The sequence below is a fragment of the Aeromicrobium sp. Leaf291 genome (assembly GCF_001423365.1).
GTDB lineage: Bacteria > Actinomycetota > Actinomycetes > Propionibacteriales > Nocardioidaceae > Aeromicrobium.
The window spans coordinates 1,300,471-1,326,137 of sequence record NZ_LMNM01000001.1; the positions used below are offsets into that span (position 1 = coordinate 1,300,471).

Sequence of the window (25,667 nt, forward strand, 5' to 3'; positions counted from 1 at the left end):
AGAAGGACACGCGCATGCCCACGGGCAAGGTCAAGTGGTACGACACCGAGAAGGGCTTCGGCTTCATCAGCAGCGACGAGGGCGGCGACGTCTACGTCCACTCCGACGCGCTGCCCTCCGACGTCCCGGCGCTCAAGTCCGGCACACGCGTCGAGTTCGGCGTGGCGCAGGGGCGCCGCGGTGACCAGGCGCTGCAGGTCCGGGTGCTCGAGGGCACGGCTCCGGTCTCGCGCACGCAGGCACGGGCCCGGCGCAAGAAGCCCGAGGAGATGGTGACGATCGTCGAGGACCTCATCCGACTGCTCGACGACCTCGGCGAGGGCTACCGCCACGGCCGCCACCCCGACTCGCGTTCCGCGAAGCCGGTGGCGCAGCTGCTGCGTGCGCTGGCCACCGAGCTCGACGCCTGAGGAGGTCTCGCGCCCGACGCCGTCCACGTCGGCCCATCCCGCCCCGCGAGGGGTCCGGGGTGGGCCGTCGTCGTCCCGGCCGATGCGGTCGGGCGGAACCGGTCGGGCCGATCCGTTCGAAGTGGTGGAGCAGGGCGTACACTGGTAGTTGAAGCATCTACTACCTGGAGCTACCATGACCACCAGCACCCCCTCGACGTCGGGCCCGGGCGTCGCCTACTCCGTGGCCGACCTCGAGTCGCGCCTGCGCCCCAGCGAACGGATGCCGGTGCTCTTCGTGGGTCACGGCAACCCCATGCACGCGATCCGCGAGAGCGACTACACGCGCACGTGGGAGCACGAGGGTCGCCGGCTGCCGCAGGCCCAGGCGATCGTCGTGATCAGCGCACACTGGCTGACGCCGGGTCGCACCCACATCACCGACGCGCCGCGCAACCGGGTCATCTACGACTTCGGTGGCTTCCCCGACGAGCTCTACCGGGTGCGCTACGACTCCGTGGGCGACCACGCGGTCGCGCAGGTGCTGGCCCACCAGCTCGTCGAGTACGAGGCCGCCCTCGACGCGCAGTGGGGCCTGGACCACGGGACCTGGTCGATCCTGAAGTACCTCGCGCCCGAGCCGCAGGTGCCGGTGCTGCAGATCAGCATCGACGACACCCTGCCGCTGCCCCGGCTCCACGACCTCTACGCCCGACTGCGCCGGCTCCGGCACCAGGGGGTGCTGTTCATCGGCAGCGGCAACATCGTCCACGCCCTGGGCCGGGCCCGGTGGGAGCCCGGGGCGGAGGCCTGGGACTGGGCCGAGCAGTTCGACGCCGACACGGCCGAGGCGCTGGTCGAACGTCGGGTCGACGCCCTGCTCGACCCGTACGGGACGTGGCGCGAGGCTCGCCTGGCCGTGCCCACGGACGACCACTACCGCCCGATGGTCGCCTCCCTCAGCCTGCTCGAGGACGACGAGGAGATCCGGTTCTTCAACACCTCGGTCGACATGGGCTCGATCGGCATGCGCAGCTTCGTGACCGCCTGAGCGGTCCGGCAGTGCGACCTCCTCAGGGGTGAGGTGGCACGGCCGGGCCGACCGGCTCGCGGGACTGCACCGCCCGGGTCAGGACGAAGACGCCCCAGGCCACGACGATGCCGGCCGTGACGAACATGGCCAGCGCCACGTCGGTGTCGAGGGTGAACAGCCCGATCCCGATGAGCCCGCCGATCACCCACGACAGCTGGAGCAGGGTCTCGGACCGGGCGAACATGCTCGTGCGGACCTCCTCGCGGATGTCGCGCTGGATCAGGGCGTCGAGGCTCAGCTTGCCCAGGGACTGGCACAGCCCGACGGTCAGGCCGAGCAACGCCGCGACCGGCCAGCGGAAGAACGCCGCGGCGACCACGAGCACCGTGATGTCGACGAGCAGCACCGCGAGCACGACGCGGTGCGGGCTGCGCGAGCGGGTCCAGGACCCGATGACCACGCCGAGCGTGTTGCCCGCACCGGCGGCCCCGATCACGAGGCCCATCAGCACGGTGGCGTTGCCGGTCCAGCCGAGCGACGCGGGCGGCTCGCGCAGGGTGAACGCCATGAAGATGGTCAGGAACCCGGTGATGAGTCGCAGCCCCGCGTTGCTGCGCAGCGCGTCGACCACGTGCCGGGAGACGGCGATCCCGCCCCGCGGCGTGCGGCCGCTGAGGTCGGCGAGGTCGACCTGCTCCTCGCCCTCGCTGGAGTCGACCCGGGCCGGCAGCAGGATGGCCAGGACCGTGCCGATCACGAAGAGGACGAACGCGTAGCGCAACGACCACTCGGCCCCGATGGTCGCGGCACCGATCGCGATGGGGGCCGACAGCGCCGCGGCGGCGGTGCCCGTCAGCGAGATCCTCGAGTTCGCCTTCACCAGGGTGAACTCCTCGGGCAGGAGTCGCGGCACGGCCGACGCCCGGGTGACGCCGTAGGCCTTCGAGGCCACCAGGCAGCCGAGCGCCGCGAGGTAGAACGCCGCGGACTCGTCGGCGACGGCACCGGCGAGCACCCAGCAGCAGAACCCGCGGATGGCGAGGGTGCTGCCGATGGCCCACCGCCGGCCGCGGCGGAAGCGGTCCAGGAACGGGCCGATCAGGGGCGCCACGAAAGCGAACGGCAGCATCGTGAGCACCAGGAACAGCGCCACCTGGCCGCTCGCCTGCTCGGTGGGGACGGTGAAGAAGAGGGTCCCGGCGAGGGAGACGGCGATGGCCGCGTCGCCGGCGGTGTTGAACGCGTGCAGCTCGAGCAGGCGTGACAGTCCCGACTCGCCCGCGCCGCCGGCGTGCGTGAAGCGGCGCGCCCCGGAGTAGGCGCCCACGCCACCACGGGCCACGGTGCGCCCGGTGCGGCGCAGCCCTTGGGAGATGCGGGCCGCGCGAGGCAGCCGACCGGGCGGGTCGGGCTCGCCGGCGGGACCAGGGTCGGGGCCGGCGTCGAGGTCGTCGAGGGTGTCGGGTCCCGTGGGTCCGTGCGGGTGCGCACCCGGCCAGTCGGGACCGGGAGCGCGGTCTCCACCGTCGCTCGTCTGGGCCATGGAGTCATCCTGCCCCACGCGGCGGGGCTCGACCGCCCGAGGCTCGCCGTCGAGCCGGGCCCGTCCCGGGTGGGTGCCCGCAGGTGGGGTCGATGAGGGACAATCGGGGACATGACGACCGACGCCGTTCTGGCCGCCGCCCACGACGTGGCTCGCACCGCGCTGCTCGAGGCCACCGACGAGTCCACGGTGGGAGACCACCTGCGGGTCGTCGACGACGGCGAGCGGCTCGCGACCCACCTGTTCGCCTGCACCGGACCGGGATACCGCGGCTGGACGTGGGCCGTGAGCCTCTCGGCCGCGATCGACGACGGTGCGGTCAGCGTCAACGACGTGGTGCTGCTGCCCGGCGACGACGCCGTCGTGGCGCCGGCCTGGACGCCCTACCGCGATCGCATCCAGCCCGGCGACCTGAGCCCCGGCGACCTGCTGCCCCCCGAGGAGGACGACGCGCGGCTCGTGCCGTCGTGGTCCGCCGGCGACCACCTCGAGACCGTCGACCGCGCGTTCGCGCGCGAGGTCGGCCTGGGGCGCCCCTGGGTCCTGTCGCTCGAGGGCCGCGACCTCGCGGCGCAGCGCTGGCACGACGGCGACCAGGGGCCCGACACGCCGCTCGCCCAGCAGGCGCCCGGCACCTGCCACTCGTGCGGCTTCCTGGTGAGCCTGGCCGGACCGCTCGCGGACCGCTTCGGCGTGTGTGCCAACGGGTCGGCGAACGACGACGGCCGCGTCGTGTCCTTCGAGCACGGCTGCGGGGCGCACTCCGGTGCCAGGCTGAGCCGTTCGGCCGGCCCGCAGAAGCTGCCGCCGCCGGTGTGGGACACCATCGCGGTCGACGGCCTCGAGACCAGCTGACCCGGCTCCGTCCCGCAGGGGCGCACGGGCCCGGCGCGCTACTCGGAGCGTCGACGGCCGGGCTGGTGGCGCAGGGCGTTGCGGCGCAGCCGGCAGTACTCGATGCCGATGAGCCCGAGGCCGAACCCGGCGAGGGCGGTCCACAGCCACCAGGTGCGGCCGTCGTCCTGCAGGGTGCCGAGGAACGGGACGAGCGCGAGCGCGACGACGCCCCAGAGGATGGTGCCGACGGTCATGGTGCGGACGCCGTCGAGGTCCATGGGCTCGACCTGGGCGACCTTGTGGGTGGTACGGCCGATCTCGAGCTCGGTGACCTCGGGGCGGCCGAGCTCGTGACGGCGGGCCGAACGCTCCAGCCGGGCGCGCTCGCGGTGTCCGAGCTTGCGCTCGATCGTCTCGGGTCCGTCGCCGTCGCGGACCGCCCACTCCGACTCGTCGCTCACAGGGCCCAGGGTACCCGGCTCGTCGTGCGGGCTCGTCGACCGTGGCGCCCCTCGGCCCGGGGCGACCCTCGACGGGCCCGGGGCGCGTGACGCTGGGAGGATGGTGCCGATGAACCCCCGTCGCCGTCGGCTCCTGTTCCCGGCCCTCCTGGTCGTCCTGATCCTGGTGGCCGCCGTCGTGTCGTTCACCCGCGATGCCGACGCGGCCGTGGGGGCCGACGACGAGGACAGCCCGGTCGACTCGCGGGTGGTCAGCACCGTCACCGACTCCCGCATCGCCGAGTCGAGCGGCCTGGCGGTCAGCACGGTGCACGACGACCTCGCCTACACGATCAACGACTCCGGCAACGCCGACGTCGTCTTCGCGGTGCGTGTCTCGACCGGCGAGGTGGTGGGCACCACCACGGTCACCGGCACGGCGTGGCAGGACACCGAGGCGCTCATGCTCCACGACGGCAGGCTGTGGGTGGCCGACGTCGGCGACAACCTCGCGCAGCGCAAGGACACCGCCCTCTACGCGATCGACGAGCCCGGTCCGGGCGACGGCTCGGCCCGCTCCACGCGGTACCCGGTCGGCTACTCCGACGGTCCGGCCGACGTGGAGTCGCTCGCCGTCGACGCCGACGGTCGCTTCCTCCTGGTCACCAAGGAGCTCCTGGCCGGTCGCATCCTGCGCCTGCCGGCCGACCTGTCGACCGACGAGCCCAACGTCCCCGAGCCCGTGGGGGAGCCCACCCTGCTCATGGCCACCGACGCCTCCACCAGCCCCGACGGACGCTTCGTGGTGGTGCGGAACTACATCGCGGCAGCCGTGCTCGACGCGACCGACCTGAGCCTCGTGCGCAGCGAGGCGCTGCCGGACCAGCCGCAGGGCGAGACGGTGGCGTTCGAGCCGTCGGGCGGCTCCTACCTGATCGGCAGCGAGGGGTCGCCCTGGGAGCTCGTGCGGGTCGGGTTCTCGGCCGGAGAGGCGGGCCAGGCCGCACCCAGCGCCACCCCCACGCCGTCGGCCTCCCCGTCGGCCACCGCCGCGGACCAGCCCGGTGAGATCGGCCGGCCGTGGTTCGTCGTGGTCTCCGGTGGGCTCGCGGTGCTGCTCCTGGCGCTCGTCGGCGTCTGGATCACCCGCAAGGACGACGACTGACCCGTTGTCGACGCCGCCGCGCGGCGCCGACGCGTCCTGAAACCCGATCGACCCAGGCACGACATCCACGTCGCCGGACGGTCTGGCATGCTGCGGTGCCATGACGACCGTTCTCGAGCGCCACTTCAAGATCACCGACCGCGGTTCCAGCGTGGCGAGGGAGGTCCGCGGCGGCGTGGTGACCTTCCTGACGATGGCCTACATCATCGTCCTGAACCCGATCATCCTCGCCGGCGTCCCCGACGCCGACGGCTCGTTCCTCGGCGGCGGCTCCGAGCCGGGATCGGGCTTCACGACGATCGCCGCCTGCACCGCGCTCGCGGCGGGCGTGCTCAGCATCCTGATGGGCGCCGTGGCGAACTTCCCGCTCGCGATCGCGACGGGCCTCGGCCTCAACGCCTTCGTGGCGTACTCGGTGGCCTCGCAGATGACGTGGGCCGACGCGATGGGGCTCGTGGTGCTGGAGGGCCTCATCATCCTGGTGCTCGTGCTCACGGGCTTCCGGAAGGCCGTCTTCGACGCGGTGCCGGCCCAGCTGAAGACCGCGATCGCGGTCGGCATCGGTCTGTTCATCACGCTCATCGGCCTGGTCGACGCGGGCTTCGTCCGCACGACGGGCAACGCGGCCCCGCCGATCGGCCTCGGCATCGGTGGTGAGCTGTCCGGCTGGCCCGTGCTGGTCTTCTGCATCGGCCTGCTGCTCATGATCGCCCTGCACGCGCGTGGCGTCCCCGGGGCCATCCTCATCGGCATCGCGACCACGACCGTGCTCGCCGGCGTCGTGCAGGCCATCACGGACACCCCCGGCAGCAACGGCGACCCGACGTCGAAGGGCTGGAACCTCAACGTCCCGTCGTGGCCCGACTCGTTCTTCGCCACGCCCGACTTCGGCCTGCTCGGCCAGTTCTCGCTGTTCGGCTCCTTCGAGCGCGTCGGCGTCGTGGCGGCCTCGCTGCTGGTCTTCACGCTCCTGCTGGCCGACTTCTTCGACACGATGGGCACGATGACGGCCATCGGCGCCGAGGCCGGGCTCAACGACGAGAACGGCTCGCCCGAGGGCGCGCAGCGCATCCTCGTCGTCGACTCCATCGCCGCCGCGGCCGGTGGTGCCGCGGGCGTCTCGTCGAACACCTCCTACATCGAGTCGGCGTCCGGCGTCGGCGACGGCGCGCGCACCGGTCTCGCGAGCATCGTGACCGGCCTGCTGTTCCTGCTGGCCACGTTCTTCGCCCCGCTCGTGCAGCACATCCCCAACGAGGCGGCGGTCCCGGCTCTGGTGCTCGTGGGCTTCCTGATGATGACCCAGGTGACGGGCATCGTCTGGGACGACCCGGACATCGCGATCCCGGCGTTCCTGACGATCGTGCTCATGCCGTTCACCTACTCCATCACGGCCGGCATCGGCGCGGGGTTCATCACCTACGTGCTGCTCAAGGTCACCCGCGGCAAGATCGCCGAGGTCCACGCGCTCATGTGGGTCGTGTCGGTGCTGTTCGTCGTCTACTTCGCCATCGACCCCATCACGCGCTGGCTGACCTGAGCCGGTGACCTAGGGTCGGACGCATGCAGATCGACCTGGGTGACGACCGACGTCCGCGCGTGGCCGAGTCCGCCTTCGTGGCCCCCAACGCCACCCTCGCCGGGTCCGTCGTGCTCGAGGACGGCGCCAGCGTCTGGTACGGCGCGGTGCTGCGTGCCGACAACGAGCCGATCACGATCGGTCCGCGCTCCAACGTGCAGGACGGGTGCGCCTTCCACGTCGACAAGGGTCAGCCGGTCGTCCTGGGCGAAGGGGTCTCGGTCGGCCACAACGCCGTCGTGCACGGTGCCGTCGTCGAGGACCACTGCCTCATCGGGATGGGGGCCGTGGTGATGAACGGTGCCGTGATCGGCAGCGAGTCCCTCGTGGCGGCCGGAGCGCTCGTGACGGCCGGCATGCAGGTGCCGCCGCGCTCCCTCGTGGCCGGGGTGCCGGCCAAGGTGCGGCGCGAGCTGAGCGACGACGAGGTGGAGGGCCTGCACCGCAACGCCCGCATCTACGAGGAGCACCGCGAGCTGCACCGCTCGGCCACGGTCGTCGACTGACGACCGCGGCGGACTGCCTCAGAGCCGCTCGACGACCCAGTCGATGCAGGCGGTGAGGGCACTGACGTCGTCGGGCTCGACACTCGGGAACATGCCGATGCGCAGCTGGTTGCGGCCCAGGCCGCGGTAGCTGTCGACGTCGACGATGCCGTTCTCCCGCAGGATCTCGGTCAGGGTCTGCTGCGGGACCGACGCGTCGAGGTCGATCGTGCCCACCACGAACGACCGCTCCGCCGAGGCGGTGACGAACGGCGACGCGAAGGGCGAGGCCTCGGCCCAGGAGTACAGGCGGGCGCTGGAGTCGCGGGTGCGGCCGGCAGCGAAGTCCATGCCGCCGTGCTCGTTCAGCCACCGCACCTGCTCGTCGAGCAGCACCAGGGTGGCCACCGCGGGCGTGTTGTAGGTCTGGTCCTTGCGGGAGTTCTCGATGGCGGTCGGCAGGTCCAGGAACGACGGCACGTACCGGCCCGACGCCGCGATGCGCTGCGCCCGCTCGACCGCCGCCGGGGACATGACGGCCAGCCACAGACCACCGTCGGAGGCGAACGACTTCTGCGGCGCGAAGTAGTAGACGTCGGTCTGCGACACGTCGACGGACAGGCCACCGGCGGCCGACGTCGCGTCGACCAGCACGAGCGCGTCGGGGTCGGCGTCGGGGACCCGCTCCACGGGCACCATCACGCCCGTGGAGGTCTCGTTGTGGGCCCACGCGTACACGTCGACGCCGGCCGTCGCGCGGGGGAGCGGGTGCGTGGACGGCGCCGACTCGAGCACCTCGGGGTCCTGCAGGAACGGCGCGCGTGCGGCCGCGGTCGCGAACTTGCGCGAGAACTCGCCGTGCACCAGGTGCTGGCTGCGTCGCTCGACCAGCCCGTGGACGGCGGCGTCGAAGAAGGCGTGCGTGCCCCCGAGGCCGAGCACGACCTCGTAGCCGTCGGGCAGCTCGAGCAGGGTGGAGAGGCCCGAGCGGACCGATCCGACGAGGTTCTTGACCGGTGCGGCGCGGTGCGACGTGCCGAGCAGCGAGGAGCCGGTGGCGGCGAGCGCGGCCAGCGCCTCCGGGCGGACCTTGGACGGACCGGACCCGAAGCGACCGTCGCGGGGCAGGAGCTTCGCGGGGATCTTCACCCCACCAGTCTGGCAGCGTCCCCGTGAGCGCCGGACATTACGTCGAACCACCCCTGTCCCCGAGGGGCCGGACGTCCCAGGATGAGGACGTTCGGGGGACCGCTCGCCCGCGCCGTCGGGCCCCAGCACCCGAGGTCGGTCCATGAGGAACAACGTCCGCGCGACGGTCGTCGCCACCACGGCCAGCACGGCCACCGCAGTCGTCCTGGTGTGCCTGGGCGCCCCGGCCCACGCCGACGACGTGACCGTGACGCCGGTGCAGTCCGGCTTCTTCGCCGGCACCGACCCCGTCGGTGTCGACGTCGACGCCTCCGGAGGGCGCTGGATCGTCTCGAACAACGCGGTCCGGTACTTCCCGGTGGGGTCGACGACCGCGACCAAGACGATCGCCGGCGCCGCCACGGGGTTCGGCTACCCCAACGGTGTCGCGGTGGACGCCGACGGCTCGGTGCACGTCATCGACGGCTCCAACGACGCCATCCGCATCTTCGCGCCCGGCGCGAACGGCGACGTGGCGCCGGAGCGGGTCATCACCGGCGCCTCGACGGGCATCGTCAGCCTGAGCGGCATCGACGTCGACGCCGCCGGCTACATCCACGTCGCCGACGCCGGAGCGTCCGCCGTGTCGACCTTCGCCCCGTCGGCGTCGGGCAACGCGCGACCGCTGCACCGCATCGTCGGACCGCGGACCCAGCTCTCGGGCGTCAGCGGTGTCGTCCGCCGGGGGAGCCTGCTCTGGGTGGTGTCGTCCGAGGCGGACGCGGCGGTGGCCTTCACCTACGGCTCGAGCGGTGACGCCGGACCCGTCTCGGTGCTCGGTGGGAGCCGAAGCCGGCTCAACAACCCCTCCGCCCTCGCGTTCGACGGGGGAGGCAACCTCTACGTGACCAACAACGACGCCGCACGACACGTCGTCGTCTTCGCCCCGAGCAGCGACGGGAACGCGACCCCCGCTCGGGTGGTGCGGGTGGCGTCGCGGCCGAACGGTCCGAACGGCGTCGCGGTCGACCCCCGCCGCCGGGTCACGCTCATCAACATCTCCAACAGCACCACCGACGTGCTGCCGGCGGTCATGACGACGGCACCGTCCGCGCCTCGGTCGCTCAGGGTCTCCGGCACCTCGAGGTCGAGGACGCGCACCGTCTCCTGGTCCACCCCGGCGGCCGACGGCTTCACGGCGGTCACGGGCTACGACGTCCGGATCATGGCGGGCTCGAAGGTGGTGCGCAGCGCCACGCGGTCGGCCACGCAGCGCTCGTACGCCGTCTCGCGCAGCGCGCTGGGCAAGGGCAAGCGCGTGGCCATGGTGCGGGCCCGCAACGCCAAGGGCGCAGGGGCGTGGGCGAAGGTCACCTTCTCCGTGTCGTGACCGCACCGGGCGCGACGTCGCTCCCGCCCCCGTCGGCTTCGTCACACCGGGTGGCCGGGCTCACAGGCCCGCCCTACGATGCCCCCTATGGCATCTGACCCCGGCTCCGGCGTGGGCCCGGAGGCGACGGTCGCCGTCCCGCTGGCCGAAGGCGTCGAGCCCGACGTCCACGCCTGGGAGAAGGCCACCGCCGCCGTCCTGCGCAAGACCAAGAAGCTCGCCGACGACGCTCCGGACGCCGACGTGTGGGCGCTGCTCACCCGCTCGACGCTCGACGGCATCGGGGTCGCCCCGCTCGGCACGCCGGCCCTGTCGGCCGACGTGGCGCCGACCGGGCTGCCGGGCCAGGCCCCCTTCACGCGAGGCTCTGCCGCCACGCGTGAGCTCGACGGCTGGGACGTGCGGGCCTGGTTCGCCGACCCCGACGCCGACCTGACCGCGCAGCACGTGCTCACCGACGTCGAGAACGGCGTCAACTCGCTCTGGATCGCCGTGGGCGACGGTGCCGTGCCGACCGACGCGCTGGCCCGCGTCCTCGAGCCCGTCTTCGTGGACCTGGCTCCCGTGGTGGTCGAGGACCCGACCGACCCGCTGGGTGCGGCGCAGGCCCTCGACGCCGTCGTCGACGACAAGGCCGTCGACCCGGCACCCGGCACGAGCTACGGAGCCGACCCCCTCGGGTCCCTGGCCCGCACCACGCTCGGCATCGGGGTCGAGGGTGCGGTCACCGACCCGTCCGTCGCCGTCGACGTCGCCCGGCTCGCGCAGCGGCGCGGCGCCCGCGGCATCGTCGTCGACGCCACCGCCGTGCACGACGCGGGCGCGTCCGACGTGCAGGAGCTCGCCTACTCCCTGCTCGCCGGAGCCGCCTACCTGCGGCTGCTCACCGAGGCCGGTCTCGACGTCGACGCCGCCGCCGACCAGCTCGACGTGCGCCTCGCCGCCACCGACGAGCAGTTCCCGACCATCGCCAAGCTGCGCGCCGCCCGGCGGGTGTGGGCCCGTCTGCTCGAGCTGAGCGGCGTGGCCGAGAGCGGCCGCGGCCAGCGCCAGCACGTCGTGACCTCGCGGCCCATGATGGCGGCGTACGACCCCTACGTGAACATGCTCCGCACCTGCGTGGCCACCTTCGCGGCCGGCGTCGGTGGGGCCTCCAGCGTCACGGTGCTCCCGTTCGACGAGCCGCTCGGCCTGCCCGAGGTGTTCAGCCGGCGCATCGCCCGCAACACCTCGAGCCTGCTCATCAGCGAGTCGCACGTGGCCCGTGTCGTCGACCCCGCCGGGGGTGCGCACGCCGTCGAGAAGCTCACCGACGACGTCGCGCGCGCGGCCTGGGACCTGTTCGGCGAGCTCGACGCCGTGGTCGCCGACTCCGCCGACCGGGAGGCGGGCTTCGCCGCCGCCCTCGACGCACTCCGGACCCGGGTCGAGGCGACCGTCTCCGACCGCGCCCTGCAGGTGGCGCGACGGCAGCGTCCTGTCACGGGCGTCTCGGAGTTCCCGAACCTGCACGAGGAGCAGCCCGAGCGTCGCCCGTACGGCCGCACCCTGCCGGTGCACCGCTACGCGCACGAGTTCGAGGCCATGCGCGACGACCGCGCCACCGCGCCGGTGTTCCTCGCGACGATGGGGCGGGTGGCCCAGCACACCGCGCGCGCCACGTTCGCGGCCAACCTGTTCGCCGCCGGTGGCATCGAGACCGTCACGGCCGGCGCCACCGACGGGGTGGACGCCGTCGTGGAGGCGTACCGCCAGGCCGACGCACCCGCCGTCGTGTGCCTGACCGGACCCGACCCGCTCTACGGCGAGTGGGGTGCCGAGCTGGTCGCCGCCCTGCGCGAGGCCGGTGCCCGCCACGTGGTCGTGGCCGGCAAGCCCGACGCCGTCTCCGCCGACGTCGACGACTCCTGCGCGGCCGGGCTCGACGCCCTGGCCTTCCTGCGCCGTACCCGAGAGGAGCTGGCCTCGTGACGATCCCCGCCTCGTTCGCCGGACAGCCGCTGGACCCCGAGCAGCCACCCGCCCCCGACGCAGGCGCGTACGCCTCTGCCGTCCAGGGCGCCGAGCCGTGGGACGCACCCGAGGGCATCGCGGTCAAGAACCTCTACACCGCCGACGACCTCGCCGACGTCGACGCCCTCGACACCTACCCGGGCCTGGCGCCCTTCCTGCGCGGGCCGTACCCGGCCATGTACTCGACGCAGCCCTGGACCATCCGCCAGTACGCCGGGTTCTCGACGGCGCAGGAGTCCAACGCCTTCTACCGCCGCAACCTCGCGGCCGGCCAGAAGGGCCTGTCGGTCGCGTTCGACCTCGCCACCCACCGCGGGTACGACTCCGACCACCCGCGGGTGAAGGGCGACGTCGGCATGGCCGGTGTGGCCATCGACTCCATCTACGACGCGCGTGAGCTGTTCGACGGCATCCCGCTCGACGAGATGAGCGTGTCGATGACCATGAACGGCGCGGTGCTGCCGGTCCTCGCGCTCTACATCGTCGCGGCCGAGGAGCAGGGGGTGAAGCCGGAGCAGCTCTCGGGGACCATCCAGAACGACATCCTCAAGGAGTTCATGGTCCGCAACACCTACATCTACCCGCCGGCGCCGTCGATGCGGATCATCTCCGACATCTTCGCGTACACGGCGCAGCGGATGCCGCGGTTCAACTCCATCTCGATCTCCGGGTACCACATCCAGGAGGCCGGGGCCACGAACGACCTCGAGCTGGCGTACACGCTGGCCGACGGCGTGGAGTACATCCGTGCCGGTCTCGACGTCGGCCTCGACATCGACGCCTTCGCGCCGCGGCTCAGCTTCTTCTGGGCGATCGGCATGAACTTCTACATGGAGATCGCGAAGATGCGCGCGGCCCGTGCCCTGTGGGCGCGGCTCGTGAGCGACTTCGACCCGAAGAACCCCAAGAGCCTGAGCCTGCGCACCCACAGCCAGACGTCGGGCTGGAGCCTCACCGCCCAGGACGTGTTCAACAACGTGCAGCGCACCTGCATCGAGGCCATGGCGGCCACGCAGGGCCACACCCAGAGCCTGCACACCAACGCGCTCGACGAGGCCATCGCGCTGCCCACCGACTTCAGTGCACGCATCGCCCGCAACACCCAGCTGCTGCTGCAGCAGGAGTCCGGCACCACCGGGATCATCGACCCGTGGGGCGGCTCCTACTACGTGGAGAAGCTGACCCACGACCTGGCCAACCGTGCCTGGGCGCACATCCAGGAGGTCGAGAAGGCCGGCGGCATGTCGAAGGCCATCGAGGCCGGCATCCCGAAGATGCGCATCGAGGAGGCCGCGGCGCGCACGCAGGCCCGCATCGACTCCGGCCAGCAGGCCGTCATCGGCGTGAACACCTACCGGCTCGCCGACGAGGACCCGCTCGACGTGCTCAAGGTCGACAACGCGTCGGTCTACTCCCAGCAGGTGGCCAAGCTGGAGCGGCTGCGTGCCGAGCGCGACCCCGCCGAGGTCGAGCGCACGCTCGCGGCACTCACCGCCAGCGCCGAGCGCGGGTCGTCCAGCGACGGCTCGCTCGACGGCAACCTGCTGGCCCTCGCGGTCGACGCCGCCCGCGCCAAGGCCACCGTCGGCGAGATCTCCGACGCGCTCGAGAAGGTCTACGGCCGGCACCAGGCCGTCATCCGTACGATCTCCGGTGTGTACAGGACCGAGGCGGGCCAGGGCGGCAACATCGGCAAGGTCGTCGACGCCACCGCCGCCTTCGAGAAGGCGGAGGGCCGACGCCCCCGGATCCTCGTGGCCAAGATGGGCCAAGACGGTCACGACCGCGGCCAGAAGGTCATCGTCACGGCGTTCGCCGACATGGGCTTCGACGTCGACGTGGGACCGCTGTTCTCCACGCCCGAGGAGGTCGCGCAGCAGGCGGTCGACGCCGACGTGCACATCGTCGGCGTGTCGAGCCTCGCGGCCGGCCACCTCGCGCTGCTGCCCGAGCTCAAGAAGGCGCTGGCCGACCTGGGTGGTGAGGACATCATGATCGTCATGGGCGGCGTCATCCCGCCCGACGACGTCCCGACGCTCAAGGAGATGGGGGCGGCCGAGGTGTTCCTGCCCGGCACCGTCATCGCCGACTCCGCGCTCAGCCTGCTCGACCGGCTGCGCACCGGCGACGGGTCCTGATGCCGGTGCGTGCGCCGAGCTCGTCGAGGTTCCGCGTGGCGGGTCAGGCGGCGTCGTCGCCGAGCACGCGACGCGACAACGCCTGGACGTCGCGGTCGAGGTACTTGATCTCGGTGCGGACCGAGGCGAACTCGGCCTGCATCTCGGTGCGCAGGGACCCGATCTCGCCCCGCACGGATCGGAGCTCGGTGCCCATCTCGCTGCGCAGCGACCCGATCTCGGTGCGCATCTCGGTGCGCAGGGACCCGATCTCGGTGCGCAGGATCCGGACGAACATGGTCGACATGAGCGTGAGCATGCCGAACAGGGCCGTTCCGAAGACGCCGATCAGCGTCCACACCTGCGGCTCGTTCACCTCGATCACCCCTTCAGTGTCGTGCGTCCGAGCCGATCTTTCCAGGGGTCCGCGACACGGTCGATCCCGTCCGCACGAAACCTGTGGACGGCTTGACAGCGGGCGGCGGCGCGCATGACCGACGTCGAGAAGCTCGCCGCGGACGTCCTCGACGGACGTCGCGCGGGGGTCTCGCGGGCCATCACGCTCGTCGAGTCCAGCCGCGCGGACCACCGGGCGGCGTCGCGGGAGCTGCTCGCCGCCCTCACCCCGAACGCCGGGGGAGCGGTGCGGGTCGGCATCTCCGGCGTGCCCGGCGTCGGCAAGAGCACGTTCATCGAGGCCCTCGGCACCCACCTCGTCGAGCAGGGCAAGCGCGTGGGCGTGCTGGCGGTCGACCCGTCGAGCGTGCGCACCGGCGGCTCGGTGCTGGGCGACAAGACGCGCATGGCCCAGCTGGCGGTCAGCCCCCAGGCCTACATCCGGCCCTCGCCGAGCGCCGGCACCCTCGGCGGCGTCGCGCGGGCCACGTCGCAGGCCATGACCGTCCTCGAGGCCGCCGGCTACGATGTCGTGCTCGTCGAGACCGTGGGCGTCGGCCAGTCCGAGATCACGGTGGCCGGCATGGTCGACACCTTCCTGTTCCTCACCATCGCGCGCACCGGTGACCAGCTGCAGGGCATCAAGAAGGGGATCCTGGAGATCGCCGACGTGATCGCCGTCAACAAGGCCGACGGCGAGCGCGCCCAGGAGGCCGAGGTGACCGCCAAGGACCTCGCCGGGGCGCTGCGTCTCGTCTACGCCGGCACGCATGGCTGGGTGCCGCCCGTCGTCACGTGCTCGGCGCTGGAGCACCGCGGCATCGACACGGTGTGGAACCGGCTCGTGCGGCACCGCGAGTTCCTGGGCCAGAAGGGGCTGCGCGAGAAGCGCGCCCAGCAGCAGCTGGAGTTCACCTGGGCGCTCGTGCGCGACGAGCTGGACCAGCGCCTGCGCACCGACGAGGACGTCGCCCGGGTGCGCGACGAGGTGCGCGAGGCCGTGCTGTCGGGCGAGCTCGCCGCGGCCAGCGCCGCCGACCTCATCCTCGAGGCGTACGACCGCTGACCCGTGGTCGTCGGCGCTCGCTAAGGTGGCCGCCATGAGGTTGCGTCCGGTGATCCCCGTCACGTCCAAGGTCGTGCCCGCCGTCCTGGCCGGGTTCCTGCTCGCCGGGTGCGGCGGCTCGATCAGTCCCGGTGCGGCGGCGGTCGTCGACGGCACCACCATCTCGATGGACCAGGCCGACCGCGCGGCCGTGGTCTTCTGCCAGGTCTCGCTGTTCTCCAGCGCCCAGGCCGGCGGGAGCACGGTCGACAACGCCGACGTCCGGCGCCAGGCGGTGGCCGAGCTGGTCAGCGGCGTGGTGGCCGACGAGCTCGCAGAGCGCGAGGACATCTCGATCTCGCCCAGTGACTACGAGTTCACCCGCGCCCAGCGCGACCAGGTGGCGCAGGCCCTGCCCGACGTCGACCTCGACGAGGCCGTCCGCGTGCTCGAGGCCGGCCAGCGCACCTACGCGATCGCCGAGCAGCTGGGCGTCGCCGAGACCGGCGAGCAGGTGACCGAGCAGAACGCCGACGACGTCCAGCAGGCCGGCCGGGCCGTGCTCGCCGACGCCGTGAAGGCCGCCGACGTGAGCATCGACCCGCGCTTCGGCCTCGGCGACGACGGCCAGCAGGTCGCGGCCACCGGCTCGCTCTCGGTCTCCTCCGACGTCCTCAACGAGGACGCCCCGCTCGTCGCGCCGGCCACGCAGCGCTGTTCGTGAGCGGCCTGGTCGTGAGGGTGGGCTCGTGAGTCGGCCCGAGAGTGAGCGGCCGGGCGAGCGCCTGCTCGACCTGGTCGACGTGATGGCCCGTCTGCGTGCCGAGTGCGCCTGGACGCAGGGCCAGACCCACGACTCCCTCGGCCGCTACCTGCTGGAGGAGACGTACGAGACCCTCGAGGCCCTCGACGCGGGTGACTCCGACCTGCTGCGCGAGGAGCTCGGCGACCTGCTGATGCAGGTGGTGTTCCACGCCGCCGTCGCCGCCGACACGGGGGAGGGGTGGGACGTCGACGACGTCGCCGCAGGCATCACCGACAAGCTCGTGCGCCGCAACCCGCACGTCTTCGCCGACGGCGACGCGCGCACCCCCGAGGAGATCGACGCCGCCTGGCAGGCGGTCAAGGCGCAGGAGAAGCCGCGTGAGTCGCCGCTGGAGGGCATCGCCCGCGACCTGCCCGCCCTGGCCACGGCCCGCAAGGCGCTCGACCGCGTGCCCGACCTCGACACCTCCGGCGGCGACGTCGGCTCGCGCCTGCTGCAGCTGGTCGCCGAGGCCCGCGCCCAGGGCGTCGACGCCGAGGAGGCCCTCCGTCGGGCCGTCCGCTCCCGCCTCGGCTGAGGACGCACGATCCTGCGTTCGTGCGAGGTCGGCCGATCGATGCTGCGTTCGCCACCGGATCCCGTCACGAACGCAGCATCGTCCGACGTTCCGCTCGCGAAGGCAGAATCCTGCGTGGCCCCGCGCCTGGCGCGAGACGTGTTCGGGCCGCACTAGGCTGGGGGCAGACCGCAGCACCACCTGAACCCCTCACCAGCAGGAGCAGCATGGCCAGCATCGAAGCCGTCGGAGCGCGCGAGATCCTTGACTCGCGCGGCAACCCCACCGTCGAGGTCGAGGTCGCCCTCGACGACGGGACGATCGGTCGTGCGGCCGTGCCGTCCGGCGCGTCGACCGGCCAGTTCGAGGCCGTGGAGCTGCGCGACGGTGGCGACCGCTACCTCGGCAAGGGCGTCCGCAAGGCCGTCGAGGCCGTGAACACCAGGATCGCCGCCGAGATCGTGGGCTTCGACGCCGACGACCAGCGTGCGGTCGACGCCGCGATGATCGCGCTCGACGGCACCCCGAACAAGGCCGAGCTGGGCGCCAACGCCATCCTCGGCGTCTCGCTCGCCCTCGCGAAGGCCGCCGCCGACTCGGCCGGCCTGCCGCTGTTCCGCTACGTCGGCGGACCCAACGCCCACGTCCTGCCCGTGCCGATGATGAACATCCTCAACGGCGGCGCCCACGCCGACTCCAACGTCGACGTGCAGGAGTTCATGATCGCGCCCATCGGCGCGCCCACCTTCGCCGAGGCGCTGCGCCAGGGCACCGAGGTCTACCACGCGCTCAAGTCCGTCCTCAAGAAGGACGGCCTGTCCACCGGCCTCGGCGACGAGGGTGGCTTCGCGCCCAGCCTGTCGTCCAACCGTGCCGCGCTCGACCTCATCGCCACGGCCGTCGACACGACCGGCCTGAAGCTCGGCACCGACATCGCCCTCGCGCTCGACGTCGCCAGCTCGGAGTTCTTCGAGAAGGGCTCCTACACGTTCGAGGGCGCGAAGAAGAGCTCGGCCGAGATGGCCGACTACTACGCCGAGCTCGTGAGCGCGTACCCGATCGTCTCGATCGAGGACCCGCTCGACGAGGAGGACTGGGACGGCTGGATCGCGCTCACCGAGAGCATCGGCCACCAGGTCCAGATCGTCGGCGACGACCTGTTCGTCACCAACGTCGAGCGGCTCACCCGCGGCCTCGAGCAGGGTGCCGCCAACGCGATGCTGGTCAAGGTCAACCAGATCGGCTCGCTCACCGAGACCCTCGACGCCGTCGAGCTGGCCCACCGCCACGGCTTCAGCAACATGATGAGCCACCGCTCGGGCGAGACCGAGGACGTCACGATCGCCGACCTCGCCGTCGCCACGAACTGCGGCCAGATCAAGACCGGTGCCCCGGCCCGCTCCGACCGCGTGGCCAAGTACAACCAGCTGCTGCGCATCGAGGAGACCCTCGGCTCGGCGGCCGTGTACGCCGGCGCCTCGGCCTTCCCGCGGCTCGCGCTCTGACCCGTGGCCGGCTCCCGCGGTCCTGGACGACCGAAACCGAAGGGCGGCCCGGCGCGGCGACCCTCGGGTCGCTCGTCCGGTGCTGCGGGGTCCGCGCGCCCGAGCTCGGGTCGAGGGGCCGGCCGCCCGACCACCAGGCCCGGCGCGGCCCGTCCGCGCAGCGGTGCGGCTGTGGCCCGCGGCATGGGTCAGCGTTTCACCACCCGGGCCGTGCTGCTGCTCGCGGTGCTGCTGCTCCTGCTCGCCTCGTACACGTCGGCGCTGCACGCCTGGTGGCAGCAGCGCGGAGAGATCCAGCAGCTCAAGGCCGAGATCGCCACGCGTGAGGCGTCCATCGAGGACCTCGGCGACACCGAGGACCGCTGGAACGACTCCGCCTACGTGCGCCAGCAGGCGCGCGAGCGCTTCGGCTGGGTCATGCCCGGCGAGGTCGGCTACCGCGTCATCGGGTCCGACGGCACGGTGCAGGGCGACGTCCCCACGCTCGACGACCCGCCCGACCCCACCCAGAAGCAGTGGTACGACACGTTGTGGGGCAGCGTCGAGGCGTCGGGACGCACCCCGTCGGCCAGGACGCCCGTGCCCGACCCCGACGAGGTGCTGAAGAACGATGACTGAGCCGGACCCGACCGACCTGGCGGCGGTGGCCGAGCAGCTGGGCCGTCCGGCCCGCGGCGTGCTCGAGATCGCCTCGCGCTGCCCGTCGGGCCACCCCAACGTGGTGCGCACCGAGCCGCGGCTGCCCGACGGCACGCCGTTCCCCACGCTCTACTACGTCACGTGCCCGCGCCTGGCCGGCGCCATCGGCACGCTCGAGGCGTCCGGCCTCATGGCCGAGATGAGCGAGCGCCTGGTCCACGACGCCGACCTCGCCGCCCACTACGCGAGGGCGCACGAGCAGTACCTGGCCGAGCGCGAGGCCATCGCGCACGTGCCCGAGGTCGACGGCATCACCGCCGGTGGGATGCCCACCCGCGTCAAGTGCCTGCACGTGCTCGTCGGGCACTCCCTGGCCAAGGGCCGCGGGGTCAACCCCCTGGGCGACGAGGCCGTCGACCTGCTCGGCGACTACTGGGGCAGCTCCTCCTGCGCGCCCGCGCCCGACGCCACCGACTGATCGAGGGCCGACGCGAAGGCGTCCAGGTCGGCGAGCAGCTGGTCGATCCTGCCGGCGTCGACGGCCGAGACCATCTGCGCCTCCACCGCCGCGACGGCACTGCTGGCCGACCGCAGCAGGTCCGCCCCCGCCGGCGTGAGCTGCAGGGGGAGTGCCCGGCCTGACGGCGGCGCCGGCGACCGCTCGAGCAGGCCTCGCTCCTCCAGGCCCTGGAGCAGCGTGTGCGCGGACTGCCGGGTGACGAACGTGTGGCGCGCCAGGGCCGCTGCCGACAGGCCCGGTCGCTGAGACAGCTGCTCCAGGCACGCGTACTGCGACACCGAGAGGTCGAGAGGGCGCAGGACGTCGTCCATGACGGAGCGCAGGGTCGCGACGGTGCGCTTCAGCGCGAGGCCGACGGATCGCGTGACGTCGATGCCGGGTTGCGTCATGTCAGCATTCTGACATACAGTTGAGTGTCAGGAACCTGACATTCACCCGAGAGAATGGGAACGCCCATGGCCACCGTCACCGGACCCGACTTCGTCGCCCTGCAGGTCACCGACCTGGAGGCGTCCGCCACCTTCTACGAGGAGCGGCTCGGCCTCACGCGTGCCCCGGTCGCGCCGCCCGGCGCCGTCGTCTTCGCGACCAGCCCGGTCGCCTTCGCCGTCCGCGAGCCGCTGCCCGGACTCGACGTCGCCGCCGTCTCGCCCCGCCCTGGCGCCGGGGTGGCGCTGTGGCTCGCGAGCGACGACGCCCAGGCGGTCCACGACGACCTGGTCGCCCACGAGGTCGAGATCCTCCAGCAGCCCGTCGACGGACCGTTCGGACGCACCTTCACCTTCGCCGACCCCGACGGCTACGCGGTGACCGTGCACGGATGAGCGCTAGGCGCGCGGTCGGTACTCCACCTCAGGGCGCCCCGCCCGCCCCAGCCGGGTGACCCGCTCCACCTCACCGGTCTCGGCGAGGTGCTCCAGGTACCGCCGCGCCGTGACCCGCGACGACCCCAGGTGCTCGGCCAGCTCGCCCGCCGAGGCGGCGCCGTGCTCGGCGAGCACCGCCTTCACCTGCTGCAGCGTCTCGACGCCCAGCCCCTTCGGCAGTCCCGAGCGGGTGACCGGGCGGAGCGACTCCAGCATCCGGTCGACCGCACCCTGGTCGAGGTCGTCGGCGCCCTGGAGCCCTTCGTGGAAGGTCCGGTACGCGGTCAGCCGCTCGCGCAGCGCCCCGAACGCGAACGGCTTGATCAGGTAGCCGACCACGCCCTGGGCCACCGCGTCGCGCACGATCTCCACGTCGCGCGCCGACGTGACCGCGATGACGTCGACCCGGCTCCCGGCCGCCCGGAGCCGACGCAGCAGCTCGAGGCCGTGCCCGTCGGGCAGGTGCATGTCGAGCAGCACCAGGTCGATCGCCTCCTCGCGCAGCACCCGCGCGGCCTCCTGCGCCGACATCGCGACGGCTGCGACCTCGAAGCCGGGCACCTCCCGCACGTACTGGGCGTGCGCCTGCGCCGCCACCTTCTCGTCCTCGACCACCAGCGTCCGGATCACGCGTCGTCCCCGATCTCCACCTCGACGAGCGCTCCGCCCAGCGCACCTGTGCCCACGCGCACGGTGCCGCCGTGACGTCGCACCACCTGCCCCACGAGCGCGAGCCCCAGCCCTCGCCCGTGCGCCTGCTCCACCACCTTGGTCGACCAGCCTCGCTCGAACACGCGCTCCCGCGCCTCCCTCGGGATGCCCGGCCCGGAGTCCTCCACCACCACGTCGAGGTGCAGCTCGCTCGCGTGCAGGTGCACCGCCACGGTCGCGTCCGGCGTGCCCTGCGCCGCGTCGATGGCGTTGTCGAGCAGGTTGCCCAGCACCGTCACCGCGTCGTGCGCGCCGACCGGCAGACCCGTGACCACCGACGCCGGGTCGACGTCGAGCCGGACCCCTCGCTCGTGCGCCTGCGCCGACTTGCCCAGCAGCAGCGCCGCCACCACCGGCTCCTCCACCGCCCCCACCATGTGGTCGGTCAGCCCCTGCGCCAGCTGCATCTCGTGGGTCGCGAACTCCACGGCCTCCTCGCTGCGGCCCATCTCCACGAGCGAGACCATCGTGTGCAACCGGTTCGCGGTCTCGTGGCTCTGCGCCCGCAGCGAGTCGGCCAGGCTTCGCACGGTGTCGAGCTCGGCCGTCACGCCCTGCAGCTCGGTGCGGTCGCGGATCGTCACCACCGTGCCCACGTCGCGGCCCTCCCACTGCGCCGGCGCCGCGTTCACGATGAGCACGCGGTCGGCCAGCGCCACCACCTCGTCGGTGAGCGGCAGTCCTGCCCGCAGGGTCTCGGTGAGCGACGGCTCGAGCCCGAGGGTCGCGACGTCGGCGCCCAGGACGCGGTCGGACCCGACGTCGAGGAGGCGCTCGGCCTCCTGGTTCACCAGGCTCACCCGACCGTCGGCGTCCACGAGCACCAGGCCCTCGCGCACCGCCCGCAGCACCGCGTCGTAGTACTCGTACATCCGGGTGATCTGCTGCTCGCCCAGCCCGTGCGTCTGACGTCGCAGCCGGCGGTGGATCAGCCACGCGCCGACGATGCCCACCACCGCGGCCAGTGCCGCCGCGCCCAGGATCCTCGGCAGGGCGTCCACGACCTCGTCCTGCACCTTGTCGGTGCGGATGCCCACCGACACGAGCGCCACCACGTCGCGGCTGTCGGGCTCGGCGAAGACCGGCACCACGGCCCGCACCGACGGACCAAGCGTGCCGACGTACTCCTCGGTGTGGGTCCGGCCGGCCTGTGCCTCCTCGATGGACCCGATGAACCGCTCGCCGATCACGTCGACGTCGGGGTGGGAGTAGCGGATGCCGTCGCGCGACATCACCACCACGAAGTCGGTGCCGCTGTCGCGTCGCACCTGCTCGGCGAACGGCTGCAGCACCGTCGTCGGGCTCGACGTGCGCACCGCGTCGCGCACGGTGGGGGTGTCGGCCACCGCGACGGCGAGGTCGAGCGCCCGCTGCCGGGCCGACGACGTGGCGTCCGCGCGGGCGTCGAACCAGGCCAGTGCCACTCCGCCCAGCACCAGCACGCACACCACCACGACCTGCCAGAGCAGGATCTGGCGAGCGACGGACGGAGCTCGGGACGCGGCACGGGACACAGGGGGCATCGTCCCAGAAGTCGGGAGCCTCCTGTGATGGCGGTCACGAACTCTATGTACGCAACGGTGACCGGGGTCACGTCGGAGGGCACGGTGTGCAGGTCAGCCCACCAGGAGGAACCCCATGGCCACCGATACCTCGCAGCCACGCGTCAAGCGTGACCGCACCCACTACCTGTACATCGCCGTCATCGTCGCGGTGCTCGCCGGCATCGCCGTCGGCTTCGCCGCCCCCGACTTCGCCAAGGAGCTCAAGCCGCTCGGCGAGGGCTTCGTCAAGCTGATCAAGATGATGATCGGCCCGGTCATCTTCTGCACCATCGTGCTCGGCGTCGGCTCGGTCCGCAGCGCCGCCCAGGTGGGCAAGGTCGGCGGGCTCGCGCTCGGCTACTTCATCACCATGTCGACGTTCGCGCTGGCCATCGGCCTGGCCGTCGGCAACATCCTGCACCCGGGCGAGGGCCTGCAGCTGACCGAGGAGGGCGCGGCGAAGGCCGCCGAGTCCGCCGGCGGCGAGAAGCAGACCACGGCCGAGTTCATCCTGCACATGATCCCCGACACCATGGTCTCCTCGCTCACGTCCGGCGACGTGCTGCAGGCGCTCTTCGTCGCGCTGCTGGTCGGCTTCGCCCTGCAGGCCATGGGTCGCGCAGGCGAGCCCGTGCTGGTGGGTGTGGGTCACCTGCAGAAGCTCGTGTTCCGCGTACTCGCCATGATCATGTGGCTGGCGCCCATCGGCGCCTTCGGTGCCATCGCCGCCGTCGTCGGCGAGACCGGCATGGACGCCCTGCGCAGCCTGGCCGTCCTCATGATCGGCTTCTACATCACGTGCTTCCTGTTCGTGTTCGGCATCCTGGGCCTGCTCCTCAAGGTCGTCACCGGCATCAACATCTTCAGCCTGCTGAAGTACCTGGGCCGTGAGTTCCTGCTCATCGTGTCCACGTCGTCGTCGGAGTCGGCCCTGCCGCGCCTCATCGCCAAGATGGAGCACGCGGGTGTGCACCAGTCCACGGTCGGCGTCGTGGTGCCCACCGGGTACTCGTTCAACCTGGACGGCACCGCGATCTACCTGACCATGGCCACGCTGTTCGTCGCGTCGGCCACGGGCGACCCGCTGAGCTTCGGCGAGCAGCTCTCGCTCCTGCTGTTCATGATGATCGCCTCCAAGGGTGCGGCCGGCGTGACCGGAGCCGGGCTGGCCACGCTCGCCGGTGGTCTGCAGTCGCACCGCCCCGACCTGGTCGACGGCGTCGGCCTCATCGTCGGCATCGACCGGTTCATGTCCGAGGCGCGCGCCCTCACCAACTTCGCCGGCAACGCCGTGGCGACGGTGCTGGTGGGCACGTGGACCAACTCGCTCGACCGCGAGAAGCTGGACCAGGTGCTGGCCGGCAACGACCCGTTCGACGAGACGAGCATGGTCGACGACGACCACGGCTACACCCCGCGCGGGGACGAGGAGCTGGCCGAGAGCTCACGCTGACCTCGCAGCAGGTGGGATGAGCCGAAGGGCCCGGGCACCGTCCGGGCCCTTCGGCATCGGTAGGGTCGGGGCATGCCGGATGCCCTCCGCGTGGCCGCCATGGACTGTGGGACGAACTCCCTGCGCCTGCTCGTCACGGACGTGCGCGGCGACGAGAAGCGCGACGTGGTCCGCGAGATGCGGGTCGTCCGCCTCGGCCAGGGGGTCGACGAGACCGGTCGTTTCCACCCCGACGCGCTCGACCGCACGCTCGCCGTCACCCGCGAGTTCGGTGAGCTGGCCACGGTGCTGGGTGCGCAGCGGATCCGCTTCTGCGCGACGTCGGCGGCACGTGACGCCGAGAACGCCGACGAGCTGAACGACGGCGTGGAGTCGATCCTCGGCGTGCGCCCCGAGGTCCTCACCGGCGAGGACGAGGCCCGCGCCTCCTTCCTGGGCGCCACCCGCTCGACGACCGGCTCGGCGCTCGTGGTCGACATCGGCGGCGGCTCCACCGAGCTGGTGGTCGGCGCCGACGGCGACGTGCAGTGGTCGCACTCCTTCGACGTCGGCTCGGTGCGGCTGACCGAGCGCTTCCTGCCCAGCGACCCGGTCTCGATCGACGAGGTGACGGCCCTCGAGGCCTACCTCGACGGGCTGCTCGTCCCTCAGGTCTCGTCGCTGGAGCCCGTGAGCACCCTCGTCGGTGTGGCGGGCACCATCACCACCGTGGCCGCGCACGCGCTGGAGCTGCCGTCGTACGACTCGTCGGCCATCCACGGGGCACGGATCTCGGTCGACGACATGCGTACCGCCTGCCTCTCGCTGCTGCGCATGTCGGTGGCTGACCGCCGGGCCCTGCCGTTCATGCACCCCGGCCGTGCCGACGTGATCGGCGCCGGCGCCATGATCCTCGATGCGGTGCTGGACGCCGTGCCCCTCGCCACCGACACGGTGACCGTGAGCGAGCACGACATCCTCGACGGCATCGCCTGGGGCGCCGCGGGGCTGTAGTCCCGCCCGCACCGTCCCCTCGGCGACCGCGACCGAACCTGGGCAGCACAAGTGCCCCGACCGGGTGGACGGGGTGTCGTGGGCGTGAGGGTTCAGGGTCGCCAGCGGGTGTTGCGTTGCCAGGTGTCGCTGCCGGGGAGCTTCCACTCNGTCGAAGCGGCCGGGACGCAGCAGGGCGTGGTCGAGCAACACGGGTCAGTGCTGGCCGGGCAGCACGAGTGCCCCGACCGGGTGGACGGGGTGTCGTGGGCGTGAGGGTTCAGGGTCGCCAGCGGGTGTTGCGTTGCCAGGTGTCGCTGCCGGGGAGCTTCCACTCGACGTGTCCGTCATCGGGATTGATCCGCCCGACCCAGCCCTGCTCGTGGGCGCGGTGGTGGTGGAACGAGCACAGGAGTGCGCCGTCGTTGACGTCGGTGGTCCCGCTCAGGGAGTAGGGGGTGAGGTGGTGGGCTTCGGTCCACCGTGAGTCGCGGTCGCAACCTGGTGTGGTGCATCCGCCGTCTCTCTTCTCCATCGCCCGGCGTGTCGCTGCCGGGGAGCTTCCACTCGACGTG

25 protein-coding genes and 1 pseudogene are annotated in these 25,667 nt (G+C 72.4%); 18 read left to right on the forward strand and 8 right to left on the reverse strand.

The features are described 5' to 3' along the window. Positions 1-14 precede the first annotated feature (14 nt). On the forward strand, positions 15-410 hold the full coding sequence (locus ASF35_RS06525; protein ID WP_055964495.1) for a cold-shock protein: 396 nt from the start codon (positions 15-17) through the stop codon (positions 408-410). Between the two features lie 175 nt (positions 411-585). After that, positions 586-1,440 carry a dioxygenase gene (locus tag ASF35_RS06530; RefSeq protein WP_055964498.1) on the forward strand — a complete coding sequence of 285 codons (855 nt, stop codon included), beginning with the start codon at positions 586-588 and terminating at the stop codon, positions 1,438-1,440. Positions 1,441-1,462: 22 nt separating this feature from the next. On the opposite strand, the gene ASF35_RS06535 is transcribed toward ASF35_RS06530, so the two are convergent. Next, positions 1,463-2,965 (reverse strand): MFS transporter, encoded by a 1,503-nt coding sequence (locus tag ASF35_RS06535; RefSeq protein WP_082481760.1) that lies wholly within the window; start codon positions 2,963-2,965, stop codon positions 1,463-1,465. Between the two features lie 111 nt (positions 2,966-3,076). On the opposite strand from ASF35_RS06535, the gene ASF35_RS06540 reads away from it, so the two are divergent. Beyond that, positions 3,077-3,820 carry a DUF3027 domain-containing protein gene (locus ASF35_RS06540; protein ID WP_055964501.1) on the forward strand — a complete coding sequence of 248 codons (744 nt, stop codon included), beginning with the start codon at positions 3,077-3,079 and terminating at the stop codon, positions 3,818-3,820. A gap of 38 nt (positions 3,821-3,858) precedes the next feature. On the opposite strand, the gene ASF35_RS18430 is transcribed toward ASF35_RS06540, so the two are convergent. Next, positions 3,859-4,263, reverse strand: coding sequence for a DUF2530 domain-containing protein (locus ASF35_RS18430; RefSeq protein WP_235492910.1), 405 nt, complete (start codon positions 4,261-4,263; stop codon positions 3,859-3,861). Positions 4,264-4,372: 109 nt separating this feature from the next. Between ASF35_RS18430 and ASF35_RS06550 the strand changes: the two genes are divergently transcribed. The 3 genes from ASF35_RS06550 (at position 4,373) to ASF35_RS06560 (ending at position 7,492) form a co-directional block, all read left to right on the forward strand. Then, positions 4,373-5,407 (forward strand): hypothetical protein, encoded by a 1,035-nt coding sequence (locus tag ASF35_RS06550; protein ID WP_055964504.1) that lies wholly within the window; start codon positions 4,373-4,375, stop codon positions 5,405-5,407. A 100-nt stretch (positions 5,408-5,507) separates the two neighbouring features. Further along, positions 5,508-6,947 carry an NCS2 family permease gene (locus ASF35_RS06555; protein ID WP_055964506.1) on the forward strand — a complete coding sequence of 480 codons (1,440 nt, stop codon included), beginning with the start codon at positions 5,508-5,510 and terminating at the stop codon, positions 6,945-6,947. 23 nt (positions 6,948-6,970) lie between these two features. Next, the gene (locus ASF35_RS06560) at positions 6,971-7,492 is read left to right on the forward strand and encodes a gamma carbonic anhydrase family protein (RefSeq protein ID WP_055964509.1); all 522 of its coding nucleotides are present in this window, start codon (positions 6,971-6,973) and stop codon (positions 7,490-7,492) included. An 18-nt stretch (positions 7,493-7,510) separates the two neighbouring features. Here the strand turns inward: ASF35_RS06560 and serC are convergent, their stop codons facing one another. Continuing rightward, positions 7,511-8,620 (reverse strand): phosphoserine transaminase, encoded by a 1,110-nt coding sequence (serC, locus tag ASF35_RS06565; RefSeq protein WP_055964513.1) that lies wholly within the window; start codon positions 8,618-8,620, stop codon positions 7,511-7,513. Positions 8,621-8,762: 142 nt separating this feature from the next. Here serC and ASF35_RS06570 point away from each other — a divergent pair, with 142 nt between their 5' ends. From ASF35_RS06570 to scpA, 3 genes and pseudogenes are all read left to right on the forward strand, one after another. Further along, the gene (locus ASF35_RS06570; protein ID WP_055964516.1) at positions 8,763-9,989 is read left to right on the forward strand and encodes a hypothetical protein; all 1,227 of its coding nucleotides are present in this window, start codon (positions 8,763-8,765) and stop codon (positions 9,987-9,989) included. An 87-nt stretch (positions 9,990-10,076) separates the two neighbouring features. After that, on the forward strand, positions 10,077-11,960 hold the full coding sequence (locus ASF35_RS06575; RefSeq protein WP_055964519.1) for a methylmalonyl-CoA mutase family protein: 1,884 nt from the start codon (positions 10,077-10,079) through the stop codon (positions 11,958-11,960). 86 nt (positions 11,961-12,046) lie between these two features. After that, positions 12,047-14,140, forward strand: a pseudogene (gene scpA, locus ASF35_RS06580) (methylmalonyl-CoA mutase); the annotation flags it as partial. Positions 14,141-14,183: 43 nt separating this feature from the next. Here the strand turns inward: scpA and ASF35_RS06585 are convergent. Then, positions 14,184-14,504 carry a hypothetical protein gene (locus tag ASF35_RS06585; protein ID WP_200931727.1) on the reverse strand — a complete coding sequence of 107 codons (321 nt, stop codon included), beginning with the start codon at positions 14,502-14,504 and terminating at the stop codon, positions 14,184-14,186. Between the two features lie 105 nt (positions 14,505-14,609). Between ASF35_RS06585 and meaB the strand changes: the two genes are divergently transcribed. The 6 genes from meaB (at position 14,610) to ASF35_RS06615 (ending at position 19,504) form a co-directional block, all read left to right on the forward strand. Continuing rightward, positions 14,610-15,581, forward strand: a complete 972-nt coding sequence (gene meaB / locus ASF35_RS06590) for a methylmalonyl Co-A mutase-associated GTPase MeaB (protein WP_055964527.1) — start codon at positions 14,610-14,612, stop codon at positions 15,579-15,581. 34 nt (positions 15,582-15,615) lie between these two features. After that, a complete protein-coding gene (locus ASF35_RS06595; protein WP_156367973.1) occupies positions 15,616-16,284 on the forward strand; it encodes a hypothetical protein in 669 nt (222 codons plus the stop codon). A gap of 25 nt (positions 16,285-16,309) precedes the next feature. Continuing rightward, positions 16,310-16,903, forward strand: coding sequence for a MazG family protein (locus ASF35_RS06600; protein WP_055964533.1), 594 nt, complete (start codon positions 16,310-16,312; stop codon positions 16,901-16,903). A 206-nt stretch (positions 16,904-17,109) separates the two neighbouring features. Further along, a complete protein-coding gene (gene eno, locus ASF35_RS06605; protein ID WP_055964536.1) occupies positions 17,110-18,387 on the forward strand; it encodes a phosphopyruvate hydratase in 1,278 nt (425 codons plus the stop codon). Between the two features lie 183 nt (positions 18,388-18,570). After that, a complete protein-coding gene (locus tag ASF35_RS06610; protein WP_156366888.1) occupies positions 18,571-19,005 on the forward strand; it encodes a septum formation initiator family protein in 435 nt (144 codons plus the stop codon). Continuing rightward, positions 18,998-19,504 (forward strand): DUF501 domain-containing protein, encoded by a 507-nt coding sequence (locus ASF35_RS06615; protein ID WP_055964542.1) that lies wholly within the window; start codon positions 18,998-19,000, stop codon positions 19,502-19,504. The genes ASF35_RS06610 and ASF35_RS06615 overlap by 8 nt, the downstream gene beginning before the upstream one ends. On the opposite strand, the gene ASF35_RS06620 is transcribed toward ASF35_RS06615, so the two are convergent. Beyond that, positions 19,456-19,935, reverse strand: a complete 480-nt coding sequence (locus ASF35_RS06620) for a MarR family winged helix-turn-helix transcriptional regulator (RefSeq protein ID WP_055964545.1) — start codon at positions 19,933-19,935, stop codon at positions 19,456-19,458. The two genes, ASF35_RS06615 and ASF35_RS06620, sit on opposite strands and share 49 nt — an antisense overlap. 66 nt (positions 19,936-20,001) lie before the next feature. Here ASF35_RS06620 and ASF35_RS06625 point away from each other — a divergent pair, with 66 nt between their 5' ends. Beyond that, positions 20,002-20,370: a VOC family protein gene (locus ASF35_RS06625; protein ID WP_082495390.1), complete on the forward strand. Its 369-nt coding sequence runs from the start codon at positions 20,002-20,004 to the stop codon at positions 20,368-20,370. Between the two features lie 3 nt (positions 20,371-20,373). Here ASF35_RS06625 and ASF35_RS06630 read toward each other — a convergent pair whose 3' ends face one another. Next, complete coding sequence (locus ASF35_RS06630; RefSeq protein ID WP_055964551.1) at positions 20,374-21,042, reverse strand: response regulator; 669 nt, start codon at positions 21,040-21,042, stop codon at positions 20,374-20,376. Continuing rightward, the gene (locus ASF35_RS06635; RefSeq protein ID WP_055964552.1) at positions 21,039-22,646 is read right to left on the reverse strand and encodes a sensor histidine kinase; all 1,608 of its coding nucleotides are present in this window, start codon (positions 22,644-22,646) and stop codon (positions 21,039-21,041) included. The genes ASF35_RS06630 and ASF35_RS06635 overlap by 4 nt, the downstream gene beginning before the upstream one ends. Positions 22,647-22,761: 115 nt before the next feature. Between ASF35_RS06635 and ASF35_RS06640 the strand changes: the two genes are divergently transcribed. Next, entirely contained in the window at positions 22,762-24,120 is a 1,359-nt protein-coding gene (locus tag ASF35_RS06640; RefSeq protein ID WP_055964555.1) for a cation:dicarboxylate symporter family transporter, read from the forward strand. A 72-nt stretch (positions 24,121-24,192) separates the two neighbouring features. After that, positions 24,193-25,113 carry a Ppx/GppA phosphatase family protein gene (locus tag ASF35_RS06645; RefSeq protein ID WP_055964559.1) on the forward strand — a complete coding sequence of 307 codons (921 nt, stop codon included), beginning with the start codon at positions 24,193-24,195 and terminating at the stop codon, positions 25,111-25,113. A 259-nt stretch (positions 25,114-25,372) separates the two neighbouring features. Here the strand turns inward: ASF35_RS06645 and ASF35_RS18435 are convergent, their stop codons facing one another. Next, positions 25,373-25,627, reverse strand: a complete 255-nt coding sequence (locus ASF35_RS18435) for an HNH endonuclease signature motif containing protein (RefSeq protein WP_235499112.1) — start codon at positions 25,625-25,627, stop codon at positions 25,373-25,375. Positions 25,628-25,667: the final 40 nt, after the last annotated feature.